This window comes from Clostridium sp. D33t1_170424_F3 (genome assembly GCF_015667585.1).
Classification (GTDB): Bacteria; Bacillota; Clostridia; order Oscillospirales; family Acutalibacteraceae; genus Anaeromassilibacillus.
Genome location: NZ_JADPEG010000010.1, coordinates 49070 through 62980, shown reverse-complemented (window position 1 = coordinate 62980; position 13911 = coordinate 49070). Strand labels below are relative to the sequence as shown.

Annotated in this window: 12 protein-coding genes and 1 other annotated feature; of the genes, 9 read left to right on the top strand and 3 right to left on the bottom strand. The window is 54.5% G+C overall.

Annotated features, from left to right (window positions below):
* Window positions 1–5: 5 nt before the first annotated feature.
* From pheT to I4V53_RS08255, 3 genes are all read right to left on the bottom strand, one after another.
* Window positions 6–2390: a phenylalanine--tRNA ligase subunit beta gene (gene pheT, locus I4V53_RS08265; protein ID WP_195985224.1), complete on the bottom strand. Its 2385-nt coding sequence runs from the start codon at window positions 2388–2390 to the stop codon at window positions 6–8.
* A 41-nt stretch (window positions 2391–2431) separates the two neighbouring features.
* Complete coding sequence (gene pheS / locus I4V53_RS08260) at window positions 2432–3451, bottom strand: phenylalanine--tRNA ligase subunit alpha (RefSeq protein ID WP_195985223.1); 1020 nt, start codon at window positions 3449–3451, stop codon at window positions 2432–2434.
* A gap of 80 nt (window positions 3452–3531) precedes the next feature.
* Window positions 3532–3774, bottom strand: a binding site (T-box leader).
* 27 nt (window positions 3775–3801) lie between these two features.
* Window positions 3802–4812 carry a LacI family DNA-binding transcriptional regulator gene (locus I4V53_RS08255; protein ID WP_195985222.1) on the bottom strand — a complete coding sequence of 337 codons (1011 nt, stop codon included), beginning with the start codon at window positions 4810–4812 and terminating at the stop codon, window positions 3802–3804.
* 209 nt (window positions 4813–5021) lie between these two features.
* Between I4V53_RS08255 and malQ the strand changes: the two genes are divergently transcribed.
* The 9 genes from malQ to I4V53_RS08210 all read left to right on the top strand — a co-directional run bounded on the left by malQ (window position 5022) and on the right by I4V53_RS08210 (window position 13850).
* Complete coding sequence (gene malQ / locus I4V53_RS08250; protein WP_195985221.1) at window positions 5022–6518, top strand: 4-alpha-glucanotransferase; 1497 nt, start codon at window positions 5022–5024, stop codon at window positions 6516–6518.
* Window positions 6519–6536: 18 nt separating this feature from the next.
* On the top strand, window positions 6537–8876 hold the full coding sequence (locus I4V53_RS08245) for a glycogen/starch/alpha-glucan phosphorylase (RefSeq protein WP_195985220.1): 2340 nt from the start codon (window positions 6537–6539) through the stop codon (window positions 8874–8876).
* Between the two features lie 156 nt (window positions 8877–9032).
* A complete protein-coding gene (gene acpS, locus I4V53_RS08240; RefSeq protein WP_195985219.1) occupies window positions 9033–9440 on the top strand; it encodes a holo-ACP synthase in 408 nt (135 codons plus the stop codon).
* Entirely contained in the window at window positions 9437–10972 is a 1536-nt protein-coding gene (locus tag I4V53_RS08235) for an NAD(P)H-hydrate dehydratase (protein ID WP_195985218.1), read from the top strand. Before acpS ends, I4V53_RS08235 begins: the two co-directional genes overlap by 4 nt.
* A 21-nt stretch (window positions 10973–10993) precedes the next feature.
* Window positions 10994–11509 carry a hypothetical protein gene (locus I4V53_RS08230; RefSeq protein WP_195985217.1) on the top strand — a complete coding sequence of 172 codons (516 nt, stop codon included), beginning with the start codon at window positions 10994–10996 and terminating at the stop codon, window positions 11507–11509.
* Window positions 11510–11891: 382 nt separating this feature from the next.
* Window positions 11892–12263 carry a type II toxin-antitoxin system PemK/MazF family toxin gene (locus I4V53_RS08225; RefSeq protein WP_050698334.1) on the top strand — a complete coding sequence of 124 codons (372 nt, stop codon included), beginning with the start codon at window positions 11892–11894 and terminating at the stop codon, window positions 12261–12263.
* A gap of 139 nt (window positions 12264–12402) precedes the next feature.
* Window positions 12403–12585, top strand: a complete 183-nt coding sequence (locus I4V53_RS08220; RefSeq protein WP_050698333.1) for a hypothetical protein — start codon at window positions 12403–12405, stop codon at window positions 12583–12585.
* Between the two features lie 13 nt (window positions 12586–12598).
* Window positions 12599–12862, top strand: a complete 264-nt coding sequence (locus I4V53_RS08215; protein WP_195985216.1) for a spore coat protein — start codon at window positions 12599–12601, stop codon at window positions 12860–12862.
* Between the two features lie 160 nt (window positions 12863–13022).
* A complete protein-coding gene (locus tag I4V53_RS08210) occupies window positions 13023–13850 on the top strand; it encodes a sigma-E processing peptidase SpoIIGA (RefSeq protein WP_195985215.1) in 828 nt (275 codons plus the stop codon).
* The last annotated feature ends 61 nt before the right edge of the window (window positions 13851–13911 follow it).

Here is a 13911-nt window from a genome sequence, read left to right as displayed (position 1 = left end):
TATCCTCAGGAGCGCAGATTCGCGCCGATCTTTTCCAGCTCCGCCATCACCTTTTTCATCACGGTGGTGGTATGCTCTTCGGTTAGAGTATTGTCATTGGAACGCAGCGTAATACTGAACGCGACGCTTTTTTTACCGTCCTCGATCTGCGCACCCTTGTATACGTCAAAGAGCCTGATTTTTTCCAGCAGGTTTCCGGCTCCCTTGACAATGGCCTTTTCCAGGTCGAGAACCGGAATTTGATCGGCGCAGAGCAGTGCCAGGTCGCGTGTGACAGCCGGGAATTTCGGCAGCGGCGTGTAGGTCTTTTCCGTCTTGGCGCAGGCGAACAGCAGATCGACGTCGAGGGAGAAGCTGTAGACACGCTCGCCAATGCCGTAGTTCTCCGCAACCTGCGGGTGCAACTCGCCGATGACGCCCAAGCGCTTGCCGTCAATGCTCAGCACGGCGCAGCGGCCCGGATGGTAGCTGTATTCCTCGCTGGAAGCAGCAATGTCATAATCGGTCATGGAGACAGCGGCGAGAAGCTGCTCGACCATGCCCTTTACAGTAAAGAAATCGGCCTTGTTGCCGTACATACCGGCGATCAGTGTGGTCTTTTCCTCAGGGAGCTGGTCTTCCGTGGTGGGGATATACTCGCTGGCCAGTTCAAACAGGCAGGCGGACTCATTGCGGTTGTTGTAGTTGCGGGACAGGACTTCCATCATAGAGGGAAGCGCGACGGTGCGCATGATGCTGGTATCCTCGCCGAGCGGGTTGCTGATGGTGATGGACTTGCGCAGAGGATGGTCCGCTGGCATGCAGATTTTGTCGTAATATTTGGGGCTGATAAAGGAGTACGTCATAATCTCGCTGGCGCCGAGCGCGAACATGGTGTTGCTCAGCTTGGCAAGGAATTTCTGACGGGGTGTATATTTGCCTTGTGCGCCGCCGCCGAGGTCGGTGCCGGGCACCCTGTTATAGCCGTAGAAACGTACGATTTCCTCGGCAATATCCGCCTTGTGCTCCAGGTCCGGACGGAAGGTGGGGACGAGGACATCCTCGCCGTCGAAGGTGCAATCCAGCTTTTTCAGGATTGCCCTCATTTCCTCACCGGTGAGGTGCGTGTCGAGAAAACGGTTGGTCCAGTCGACGTCCAGATGAATCCTGCGGCGCTCGCTGCCGGAATGGTTGTCAACCACCACGCCATCCATCACGTCGCCGGCGTCGAGCAGTTCGACCAGTTCGCAGGCGCGCTCCAGAGCGGGCAGACAGTTGTTCGGATCCAGACCCTTTTCATAGCGGGAGGAAGCGTCGGTACGCATGCCCTGATCGCGCGCGGTTGTGCGAACGGAAGCGCCGTTAAAACAGGCGGACTCAAATACGATCGTTGTGGTGTCGTCCATGATGCCGCTGTATTCGCCGCCCATGACGCCTGCGATGGCGATCGGCTTATTTGCGTCCGCGATGACGAGCTGTTTCTCAGTCAAAGTGCGGTCCACACCGTCCAGCGTCGTGATGGTTTCACCTGCTTTGGCCCGGCGCACACGGATTTTCGCTTCGTCGACGAAGCGGAGATCGAACGCGTGCATCGGCTGGCCGTATTCCAGCATCACATAGTTGGTGATGTCTACGATGTTGTTGATGGGGCGCACACCCATGGCGCGCAGGCGCTCGCGCATCCAGCGGGGAGAGGGTTTCACGCGCACATTTTTTACAATTTTGGCGGAGTAGATGGAGCAGAGGTCCGGAGCTTCCACCTTTACGTCAAGCAGGTTTTCGCAGCTGCCGTTGCCGCCCTTGACCGCCGGCGTGTACAGGCGGAGCTCTTTATCAAAGGTTGCCGCCGCTTCACGCGCCAGGCCGATCACGGAGAAGCAGTCCGGACGGTTGGAGGTGATTTCAAATTCCACCTTGGTATCGTTCAGGCCGATCGCTTCACAGATGGGCGCACCGAGGGTTTGGTCGCAGTCGTCGCTCAGGACGAAGATGCCGTCTTCCACTGCGCAGGGGAAATCGTGCTGTGTCAGGCCCAATTCGCCCAGGGAACAAAGCATACCGTTGCTTTCCACCCCGCGCAGCTTGCCCTTTTTGATCTTCTTGCCGCCCGGCAGAATGGAGTTGTGCAGCGCGGCCGGGACAACGTCGTTTTCTTTCAGGTTCTGTGCGCCGGTTACGATCTGGATCGGCGCATCCGCGCCCACGTCGATCTGGCAAATCCACAAATGGTCGGAATCCGGATGCTTTTCCAGGCTGAGCACTTTGCCGACCACAATGTTTTCAATCTCGCTGCCCTCGGTTTCCCAGCCTTCCACCTTGGAGCCGCTCATCGTCATCGCTTCCGTGAAATCCCGCATCGGCATTTCGTCCAGCGTCACGAATTCCTTCAGCCATCTCATCGAAAGATTCATTGCTTTTTACCACACTTTCTATGTCAAAGTTATTCTTCGGATTAGAACTGCTTGAGGAACCGCACGTCGTTCTCATAGAACAGGCGCAGGTCGTCAATGTTGTAGCGGCGCATTACGACGCGCTCCAGGCCCATGCCCAGCGCAAAGCCGCTGTAGACCTCCGGATCGATGCCGCAGTTGGAGAGCACCTTCGGATGCACCATGCCGCAGCCGAGAATCTCAATCCAGCCCTCGCCCTTGCAGAGGCGGCAGCCCTCGCCGTGGCAGTTAAAGCACTGCACGTCGACCTCGGCGCTCGGCTCCGTGAAGGGGAAGTGGTGCGGACGGAAGCGCACGACGGAATCCTCACCGTACAGGCGCTTGACAAAGGTTTCCAGCGTACCCTTCAGGTCGGCAAAAGTAACGCCCTTGTCGACCACAAGGCCCTCGATCTGGTGGAACAGCGGGGAATGCGTGGCGTCCACCGCGTCGGAACGGTAGACGCGGCCCGGGGAAATCACGCGGATGGGGGGCTGCTGCTTTTCCATCACGCGGATCTGCACAGGGGAGGTCTGTGTGCGCAGGACGATGTTATCGTTGATATAGAAGGTATCCTGTGTGTCGCGCGCCGGATGATCCTTGGGGATATTCAGCGCTTCAAAGTTGTAGTAATCGTATTCGACCTCGGGGCCCTCCACGATGTCGAACCCCATGCCTACGAAGATTTCCTTAATTTCATCCAATACAATGGACAGAGGATGCGGGACGCCCAGTTCGCGGTGCGTACCCGGCAGGGTCACGTCGAGGCGCTCCAGTTCCAAGCGCTTTTTGGTTGCTTCTGCTTTCAGTTCGGCGGCGCGTTTGGTCAGATCCGCTTCAATAAAGGTGCGGACCTTATTGGCCAGCTCGCCGATGACCGGGCGCTCCTCGGGCGTCAGCTTGCCCATCTGCTTGAGAATGGCGGTCACTTCGCCCTTCTTTCCAAGATACTTCACACGCAGGGTCTCCAGAGACTGCGGTCCGGTTGCTTCCGCCAGCTCGCGCATGGCATTTGCGCGGATTTCTTCCAGCTTCTGCTTCATGGTTTGATCATTCCTTTCCATATTGTGGGTCACAGGGACAAATTTCTGCAAATAAAAAACGCCTTTGTCCCTCTTAAAAAGTAAGGGACGAAGGCGTGTCAGCACTCCGCGGTACCACCCTGATTTATGCCGCATAAACACGACATACAGCTTTTTGGCCGATATCGGCGCCTACCGTCACAGCCTACTAGATATAGAATCATTCAGCCATGCCGCTCCAAAGGGAACTTCACTTTTTCCGGTTCACAGGCGCGCTTACAGCCGGTGACGCGCCCTCTCTGTCTGACAGGTAAAAAGCTACTTTCCTTTTTCCTCGCGTTATTTTTTAATATACCATCTTTTTGCAGAAATTACAAGCTTTTTTCGACGGATTGCGGACAGGGGCCGACGGATTCCCGGACGATCAGCTCCGGACGCAGCAGCAGCTTGCCGATGCTGACTCCGCCGATCAATTCTTCCAGGAGCATGAAAGCGCTTTTTCCCAGAGAAACGCGGTCCTGCCGCACGGTGGTCAGGGTGGGCGTCAGATGCTGTGCAATGGGAAGATCGTCGAAACCGGTGACGCTGACGTCCTCTGGAATCCGTTTCCCCAGCCGTTTGAGCTCCGCGACCACGCCGGAGGCGATCAGATCGCTTGCACACACAATGGCGGTCGCGCCCCGCTCCAGGAATTTTGCCACATGATGTTTTGCACAGTCTGCGACAAACCAGCCGTTTTCGATCAGGCTCCAATCGACAGGGAGCCCGTGCCGCTCCATGGACTGAACGAAGGCGGCCTGGCGTTCCTCTGTGACCATACTGTTTTTGGAGCCGTTGAGCAGGGCGATGCGGCTGTGCCCTTGTTTTGCCAACAGTGCGATCAGAGCTTCGATTCCCTCAAAGCCGTCCGTGCCCACATAGCCCACATACCGGTTTTGCAGTGTATTATCCAGCAGTACCGTGGGGACGGCTGTGTGTTCCACCTGACTGATATAATCGTCGTGTAGGGCGAATCCCAAAAGGAAAGCGCCGCAAAAACCGTGCTTGAGCATAAAGGAATCATATTTTTCCTTTGCCTGCATATTCAAATTGGTGGGAATCACAGTGACCTCACAGTGTCTGCGTGCTGCAGCCATTTTAAACCCCACAATAATCTCATAGCCAAATTGGTCGATATGATTGTATTCCATATTTTCAATCAGGATGCAAACCTTGCGCTTGCCGGTGCGCCGTACACGCTTAGACGCATAGCCCATTTCTACGGCGGTGTCCAGCACAAGCTGCCGGGTTTCCTCACTGACGTCGCTGGCGCCGTTCAGGCCTTTCGAAACGGTGCTTGCCGCAATGCCGAGCCGGGTTGCGATGTCCTTAATCGTTGCCATAGGCGGCCTCCTGTCTGTTAAACTGCGTTTATCAGTATAGCGGGAATAGTACAGGGATTCAATAGGATATTGAGAGGATAAATACATTTTTATTATAAAATGGTAGTCCCTTTTCAAACGGAACAGCGCTGAGTTGACATTGGCGGCAGGATTTGGTATTATGGAGCGCGGTAAATAGTTTCGTATATTTTCGTGATAAGGGTGAGATTATGCCAAAAATAAACAAACAATTGCCGCGTGGAGCAGGGATTCTGCTTCCAGTCAGCAGTTTGCCGTCTCCGTATGGCATTGGCACGCTGGGAAGGGACGTCTTTGCTTTCGTCGATTTTTTAACAGCAGCCGGGCAAACCTATTGGCAGGTGCTGCCGGTTGGTCCCACCAGCTTTGGAGACAGCCCCTACCAGTCCTTCTCCGCCTTTGCCGGGAACCCGTATTTTATCGATCTGGATACGTTGGTAGAGGAAGGCCTGCTCGAAAAGCGGGAAGTCAGCGGTTACAGCTGGGGAACCGCCCCGGACGACGTGGACTATGAACGGCTGTTCCGGTTCCGGTTCCCCCTTTTGCGGCAGGCGTTTCGTCGCAGCCGGCACCAGGGGACGGAAGCGTACCGCCGGTTTTGTGAAGAACAGAAAAACTGGCTGGGGGACTACAGCCTGTTTATGGCTCTGAAAGAGCGATTTGACAACCAGGAGTGGCTGTGCTGGCCGGAAGAACTCCGGCTGCGCCAGCCGGAGGCCATAGCGCACTGGGAAGCGGAACTGGCGGAGGAGCGCGCGTTCTGGAGCTTCTGCCAGTATAAATTCTTTGAGCAGTGGAACCGGGTCAAAGCCTATGCAAATGAGAAAGGCGTGCAGATCATCGGGGACATTCCGATTTATGTGGCGCTGGACAGCGCGGATGTGTGGGTTCACGGCGGCCTGTTCCAATTGGATGAACTGCGCCGTCCGGTCAGCGTGGCGGGGGTGCCTCCGGATGCGTTTTCCACAACGGGCCAGCTCTGGGGAAATCCTTTGTATGACTGGGATGCAATGGAGCAAACAGATTTCACATGGTGGAAGGAGCGAATGGCGCACTCTGCGAAGCTGTACGACGTCATCCGAGTCGATCATTTCATCGGTGTGGTGCGGTACTATGCGATTCCCTACGGTTCAGAGACCGCCGCGACGGGGGAGTGGCGGGAAGGGCCCGGAGCAAAGCTGGTCAAGGCAATCGACTCCGCGGTCGGGCAATCCAAAGTGATTGCGGAGGACCTGGGCGTCGTGGTGCCGCAGGTGCGCAAGGTGCTGAAACAGGCGGGTTACCCAAGCATGAAGATCATTCAATTCGGCTTTGACTCCGACGCGCGGAACGAGCACCTTCCGCACAACTACACGCAGAATATGGTTGTGTACGGCGGGACGCACGACAATGAAACGTTGGCGGGACGCTACAACAATATGAAACCCGCGGATGCGCGGTATGCCATGAAATATCTGCAGGTGCGCAGGAGAAACGATATCCCCAAAGCCGTTGTTATAGCGGGATATGCGAGCGTGGCAAATACGGTGCTGTTCCAGATGCAGGATCTGCTGTTCCTGCCAAACAGCGCGCGCATGAATTTTCCATCTACATTGGGCGGAAACTGGCGCTGGCGCCTGCGTCGGGAGCAGCTGAAAGACGAGCTGGCGTCGTGGCTGAAAGAGTTGACGGAGCTTTACGGGCGATGAGAAGAAGGAGCGTGTAGAATGAATACATTTAAAAATGATATCTGTGAGGCGCTGGAGCTGGAATACGGAAAGGACATTCAGGACGCCAGTACGGTTGAATTATATAACGCCGTTTCCAAAGCGACCATGAAAGCGGTGATACCGGAGTGGAACAAACCTGCCGGGCAGAAGCGCGCTTGCTATTTTTCTGCGGAATTTCTCATTGGCCGGTTGATTTACAACAATCTTTTGAATCTTGGCTTGCTGGAACCGCTCGCAGAGCTGTTTAACGAACATAATATTGAGCTTTCCATATTTGAGGAAATTGAGGACGCGGCGTTGGGAAACGGCGGGCTGGGCCGATTGGCCGCCTGCTTCCTGGATTCCGCGGCTACACATCAGATTCCGCTGGACGGCTACGGCATCCGGTATAAATACGGACTGTTCAAGCAGTATTTTGCCGACGGCTTTCAAAAGGAGACGGCGGACGACTGGCAGCGCTTCGGCGATCCCTGGTCCATCCGGAAGGAAGAGGAAAAAGTCCTGGTTACATTCAAAAATCAGTCTGTATATGCCGTACCTTACGACACGCCGGTGATCGGATACGGCGGGGAGACGGTCAATACCCTGCGGTTGTGGCAGGCGGAGCCGGTCAACGGTTTTGACTTTGACCTGTTTAATGCGCAGAAATACGACCTTGCGGTGAAAGAGCGCAACGAGGCGGAAGCGATCTCCAGCGTGCTTTATCCCAATGACGATACAGATAAGGGCAAGCGGTTGCGCCTGAAACAGCAGTACTTTTTCTCCAGCGCGTCCCTGCAGGATTTGATCCGCCGCTATAAAGCGGTGCATGGGGACGATTTCTCCGCGTTCCCGGAGGCCTATGCAATTCAGTTGAACGACACCCATCCGGTCGTGTCCATTGCGGAGCTGGTGCGTCTGCTGGTGATGAACGAGCATCTGACTTTTGCGCGCGCGCTGAAAATTGCCCGCCGGACCTTTGCCTACACCAACCACACCATTATGGCGGAGGCGCTGGAAAAATGGAGTGTCCGGTTGTTCCGCTCCGTGCTTCCGCAGGTTTACCGCTATGTTGTGCTGATCGATAAAACGCTGCAAAAGGAACTGACGGCGATGGGCGTGACGGGGGAAGCGCAGAAGCCGTATCGGATTTTGGACGACGGGCAGATTCACATGGCGCGCCTTGCGATTTTTGGTACGCATTCCACCAACGGCGTCGCAAAAATCCACACGGAAATTATTAAAAATGTTGCGCTGCACGAATGGTATACGCTGTATCCGGAGCGCTTTAACAACAAGACCAACGGCATCACGCAGCGCCGCTGGCTTGCCTTGGCCAACCAGGAGCTGTCCGGGTATATCACGGGCAAAATCGGGAACGGCTGGATTACCGATCTGGATAAGCTGAAGGGGCTGGAGGCGTACAAGGACGACGCGACCGCAATCCGCCAGTTTGCGGAGATTAAATACCTGAAGAAGCAGCAGTTGGCGGATTATGTACAGAAGCACGACGGGGTGCGGATCAGTCCGGACTTTATCTTTGACATTCAGGCAAAGCGTCTGCACGAGTACAAGCGCCAGCTGTTAAATGCGTTTTCCATTCTGGATCTTTATTTTGGCCTGAAGGACGGGCGCATCAAGGATTTTTATCCCATGGTGTTTCTCTTTGGAGCCAAGGCGGCTCCGGGGTACTTCCGAGCCAAGGGCGTCATCAAGTTCATCAACGAAATCGCCAAACGGGTCAACAACGATCCGGAGACGAAGGACCGGCTGCAGGTGGTGTTTGTCTCCAATTACAATGTTTCCTATGCGGAAAAACTGGTCCCCGCGGCCGATATTTCCGAGCAGATTTCCACAGCAGGCACGGAGGCTTCCGGAACCGGCAACATGAAGTTTATGCTGAACGGCGCTGTGACGCTTGGCACCTATGACGGCGCGAATGTGGAGATTGTAGAACAGGCCGGGGAGGAGAACAACTATATTTTCGGCGCGCGCGTGGAGGACCTGGAAAAGCTGGCGGACAAGTACGATCCGAAGGCGTTGTACAAAGAAGACGCGCGCATCCGCAGGGTCATGGACTGCCTGATCGACGGTACGTTTGACGACGGCGGAACGGGCATGTTCCAGGACCTTTACGATTCCATTCTGAAAGGCGCCAGCTGGCACAAGCCGGACAATTACTACCTGCTGCTCGATTTTATCCCGTATTGCGAGGCAAAGCTGCGTGCAAACGCAGAGTACCGCGACCGGTTCCATTTCACACAGAAATGTCTGCTCAATACCGCAAACGCGGGCAAGTTTTCCAGCGACCGAACCATCCACGAGTATGCGAAGGAAATCTGGGAAGTGGAAAAATAAGGAAGTCTCTTTTTATAAAAATGGCTGTTCCAAGAATTGTCAATGCTGTCGAAATGTGGTACAATAAGCTATCATATGAAAACAAAACTGCGTTATGTCGGAATCCGGCTGAATTCGCGGGGATTCCGGTAGAAAACGCTGTAAAGCAGGTATGGCATGCTGGTGACGGGAATTGATCTGATTGAGGTAGAACGAATAAAAAAATCAATACAAAATCCGCGCTTCTGTGAAAAGGTCTTCGGCCCGGCTGAACTGGCTTTTTTGCGGGAGCGCGGATTTTCCGCGCAGAGTGCGGCGGCCTCCTTTTGTGCGAAAGAGGCGTTTGCCAAAGCGCTTGGCACGGGAGTGCGTGGGTTTGCACTTTGTGAAGTGGAATTACTGAGGGGCAAATTGGGAGAGCCTTTGCTGCGGCTGAGTGGTGCAGCCGGGCGAATTGCGCAGGAACGGGGATTGACTTTTACAGTGAGTGTGACGCATACAAAGGCGTATGCGGCGGCAGTCGTAATCGGGGAGAAAGCCCCACCTGCGGAAGGATCCGGAGATAAAGGAGAGGTACATAAATGAAGGTATTGAACGCAGAGCAAACACGCAGTCTGGAGAAGAGCGCCGTCAAATCGGGGATCAGTTATTTACAGCTGATGGAAAACGCAGGCGCCGCCGCCGCACGGTTTATTAAAAAACGCTTTCCGGTCGATCAAAAGCGCGTTGTAGTGCTCTGCGGCAAGGGCAACAACGGCGGGGATGGATTTGTTGCCGCGCGGCACCTGGCGGAGCTCGGCGCGAAGGTGATTGTCGTTCTGGTGGAAGGACAACCGGGAACGGACATCGCGCGGGAGATGTATGAGAAGCTGGCGGACACGGGGGTCAAGACCGTGGATTACCTGGAAACTCCGGAAATGATCGCGCCGATGCTCTCCTCTGCCGATTTCATCGTGGATGCAATCTATGGCATTGGGTTCCACGGTTCCATACCGGAGTATTTGCACCCGCTGTTCATTGTGGTAAAGAGCTGTTCTGCCATGGTGATTTCTCTGGATATTCCCAGCGGTGTCCTTTGCGATACGGGAGGCATCCAGGGAAAATGCATCCGCGCCAATTATACGGTGTCCTTTACAACACTGAAGAACGCACATCTGCTGCAGCCGGGCAAGACATATTGCGGACAGGTAGCTGTGGTGCCGGTCGGGATTACGTCCGCGCTGATTAACCGCCAGCCAACCACGCTGGAGGTGACGGAGCAGAACGTGGCGCGCGCGATGATCAAGCCCAGGAAGCCGGAAAGCAACAAAGGCAGCTATGGCAGGCTGCTCTGCGTCTGCGGCAGTGTGGGCATGGCGGGCGCGGCGGTGCTGAGCGCCAAAGCGGCGGTCCGGTGCGGCGCGGGTTTAGTCAACGTGGCGCTGCCCTCTTTGATTTATCCGATCGTGGCCCAGAATGTGACGGAGCCGACCTATACCCTGCTTAACAACCTGCCAAACGGCATGCTGTCTGGAGAGAGCGAACGCAATCTGTTTGCGTTCCTGTCGCGTTCCACCGCGTGCCTGATCGGCTGCGGCATGGGAAAATCCGCCGGAACCACGGCGATGGTCACTAAGCTGATTGCCACGGCGAAGTGCCCGTTGGTCATCGACGCCGATGGCATAAATATTGTGGCGGAACATATAGATGTATTGAAAACAGCCAAGGGGCCGGTCATTATGACGCCGCATCCGGGGGAGATGGCGCGCCTGTTGAAAACGACAGTTTCGGATGTGCAGGCGCATCGGTTGGAGTATGCGCGGAAGTTTGCGGCGGAGCACAACGTGACCATGGTGCTCAAAGGCGCGGGCACGATCGCCGTTTCACCGGAGGGGAAAGCGTTCCTCAACATCACCGGGAATCCCGGCATGGCAAAGGCCGGCAGCGGCGACGTCCTGGCGGGTATGATCGCGTCGTTTGTCACGCAGGGGGTTAATCCGCTGACCGCGGCGGCGGGCGCCGTATATCTGCACGGCCTGGCGGGCGACCGCTGCGCACAGCAGCTTTCGAAATGTGCCATGCTGCCGACGGATATGATCGAAAAGCTTCCGGAGCTGTTTTTAGAAATTGAGCGGTAAACGCTCTCCGGAGGGATGCCCATGCGCAAAGCGGCGCTATGTCTGCTTGCGATGCTACAATGCTGCTGGATTGTCTCCTGTTCTGCCGTAACGCCTTCTCTTGAGGCGTCGGAGCTGGTGTTTTTGTTTTCCTGCAAGGCCGAGATCACGGCAGGGGAGACGCAGGCCGTCTGTACGGTGGAGCGCACCGCGCCGGGTATCATCCGGTTTTCTGTTTTGCAGCCGGAGGACCTTGCGGGGATGGGGTATTACTGGAGCGGGGACAGCTTCAGCACCACCTATGCCGGGCTGGAGGCGCAAAGCGATGTATGCCCCTTGCCGCAGGCCAATTTTGCAGTGATCCTGCAGGAGACGCTGGATTATGCCAGCCGGTCCGACGTGTTAACGGCAGGGGAGAACAACACCTTTACAGGCGAGTTTGACGGCTGTGCGTTTACTCTCACAGCAGACCCGGAAACGGGCCGTCTTGTAAATCTCTCTGTGCCGCAGAAAAATTTTGCCGCTGTTTTTTCCGATTACAGTGATACCATTCCCTGAAATGAATAGAGCAAAAAACTGCCGTTTGTGCTGAGTTGTGCACAAACGGCAGTTTTTTTATTGCATCGGGAAAATTGCGCAGCTTTTCTATTTCTGAACGCAACAAAAAATCCATTTCTGCCAGGTGAACCGGAATACGCTCAGAAACCGGGAAAACATAACTATTTTTTATCATTTTTGTTTTTGTGCCAACCCGCGCTGCTCTCTAATATTATGGTAACGAGCCTGGGAAATTTTTTTGTGGCTTTGGAGCGTTGTGCATAAACGCGAATGGCGCCGCCAACAATACAAACAGGCTCATGAGCAAGACAGTTCAGCTGGTTTTAAAATCTTATAACGATTCGGAAACCGGCATCACATGATTATTCGGAGAGTGAAAAGAGTGAACATTAGAAGAGGCGATATTTACTATGCCGATTTAAGCCCTGTGGTCGGCTCGGAACAGGGCGGAGTGCGCCCGGTGCTAATTGTTCAGAATGATGTAGGAAACCGGTTCAGTCCAACCGTAATCGCGGCCGCGATCACCAGCCAGCGTGCCAAGGCAAACCTTCCCACGCATATTATGCTTGACTCAGAAAATACCGGCTTGGCAAAGGATTCGGTGGTTTTATTGGAACAGGTCCGCACCATAGATAAGCACAGACTGAAGGAGCGCATGGGACGCATAGACCGCGCGTCCATGGAACAGGTGGATCAGGCACTGAGCATCAGTTTTGGATTGGGCAGTACGGAAGAGGTTCGCCGGGCTACATAAGCTGCAGATAACGGCAGGCGATGGCGGCCCGGCGGGGCATTCTTTTTTGCCCCATATGGTATAAAAACAGAGGAAATCTTTCAAAATAAAGAAGGCGCGGCCGCAGGGCAGGCGCAAATAAAAGAAGGGATGTGTTCAAATGGCATTGACCGAAAAGGAGCTCTCTGCAATTGAGGATCAGCTCAGCGGAGAAAAGCTGCTCATTACCAAATGCAAGGCATATGCCCAACAGTGTACCGACCCGGAATTGAAACAGAAATGCGAAGCGATTGCCGGAAAACACCAGACCCATTATGAAAAGCTTCTGAGCTTTTTGAATTAGGGAGGGATATGCTATGAGTATGCAGGAAAAAGAAGTATTTGACGACGTTTTGACTTCTCAGAAGTTCATTACGGATACGTACAACACGTATACGAATGAGTGTGCGACGCCGAATATCCGCGACGAGTTTTTAAACATTCTGACCGAGGAGCACCAAATCCAGGCGGATGTGTTTGACGAGATGAAAAAGCGCGGCTGGTATACGACTCCACAGGCGGAGCAGCAAAAGGTCCAGCAGGCAAAGCAGAAATATCAAAACGAAAATCCACAGGGCTAAAGAAGCAGAGCCGATCCAAAAGAAACCTCTTTTGGATCGGCTCTTTTTGTCATTCCAACGGAAAAAGGTACGGGACACCCTTCAATTTCTGACAGAAACAGCAAAATGGACCCGCTATAATAAAGATCAATGATACAGCCTCATCGCAGGGAAAGGGGGAATGACACACACGCAGACGATTTATCTGGACGTACTAATCGGCGTCAACCTGTTTATCAACTATTTTTTGCTTTTGGCGGTTGCGCGGTTTCTCAGCATTTCCGTCAGACGGGGACGGCTGGTTGCGGCGGCGGCGCTGGGCGCGTTTTACGCGCTCAGTATTTTTCTCCCGGAGTTGCCCTCCGTTTTATCGCTTCTGGTCAAGCTGGCAATGTCTGCTACAATCGTACTCGCGGCTTTTCCGCGCAGAACATGCAAGCTATTTTTGCGGGAGCTGGCCTGCTTCTACATAACCAATTTTGCCTTTGCCGGCTTTATGCTCTGCCTGTGGTTTTTCATCGCGCCGCAGGGACTGCTCATTAAAAATTCCGTCGTCTATTTTGAAATTTCTCCGTTGTTCCTGCTGGTGGTAACGGTGCTGTGCTACCTGACCATCCGCGTCATCCAGCGCATTACAGGACGGCAAAACCCGTCGCTCCTTTTTTGCAGGATATTGATTGCATATAAGGGGTTGACCGGGATTTGCAAAGCGAAGGTGGACACGGGAAATACCCTTGTGGAGCCGTTTTCAGGGTTTCCGGTGGTGGTAGTGGAGGAAAGCGCGTTTTGTGATATCCTGCCTGCGGAAGAGGAGAGGTCTTCCTTTCGTGTGGTTCCGTTCCAGACGGTTTCAGGAAGCGGCATCCTGCCCGCGTTCCGTCCGGATAAACTGGTGATACTCGCCGGGGAAAAGAAAATAGAAGCAAAGGACGTTTATATCGCGGTCACCCGGGAATCTCTTTCGGGAGGGGATTTCAGCGCGCTGCTCAATCCCGACCTGTTGTCCTGAATGCCGTGAGCAGACGGCTGATTCCGCCCAAATCTGGCCGAGGGCGGAAGAATCGAAACCG

Coding starts and splice junctions, on each gene's coding strand:
- I4V53_RS08220 (WP_050698333.1), top strand. CDS start 12,403: ATGGCATTGACCGAAAAGGAGCTCTCTGCAATTGAGGATCAGCTCAGC.
- I4V53_RS08245 (WP_195985220.1), top strand. CDS start 6,537: ATGAATACATTTAAAAATGATATCTGTGAGGCGCTGGAGCTGGAATAC.
- I4V53_RS08235 (WP_195985218.1), top strand. CDS start 9,437: ATGAAGGTATTGAACGCAGAGCAAACACGCAGTCTGGAGAAGAGCGCC.
- pheT (WP_195985224.1), bottom strand. CDS start 2,390: ATGAATCTTTCGATGAGATGGCTGAAGGAATTCGTGACGCTGGACGAA.
- pheS (WP_195985223.1), bottom strand. CDS start 3,451: ATGAAGCAGAAGCTGGAAGAAATCCGCGCAAATGCCATGCGCGAGCTG.
- malQ (WP_195985221.1), top strand. CDS start 5,022: ATGCCAAAAATAAACAAACAATTGCCGCGTGGAGCAGGGATTCTGCTT.
- I4V53_RS08215 (WP_195985216.1), top strand. CDS start 12,599: ATGAGTATGCAGGAAAAAGAAGTATTTGACGACGTTTTGACTTCTCAG.
- I4V53_RS08210 (WP_195985215.1), top strand. CDS start 13,023: ATGACACACACGCAGACGATTTATCTGGACGTACTAATCGGCGTCAAC.
- acpS (WP_195985219.1), top strand. CDS start 9,033: ATGCTGGTGACGGGAATTGATCTGATTGAGGTAGAACGAATAAAAAAA.
- I4V53_RS08230 (WP_195985217.1), top strand. CDS start 10,994: ATGCGCAAAGCGGCGCTATGTCTGCTTGCGATGCTACAATGCTGCTGG.
- I4V53_RS08255 (WP_195985222.1), bottom strand. CDS start 4,812: ATGGCAACGATTAAGGACATCGCAACCCGGCTCGGCATTGCGGCAAGC.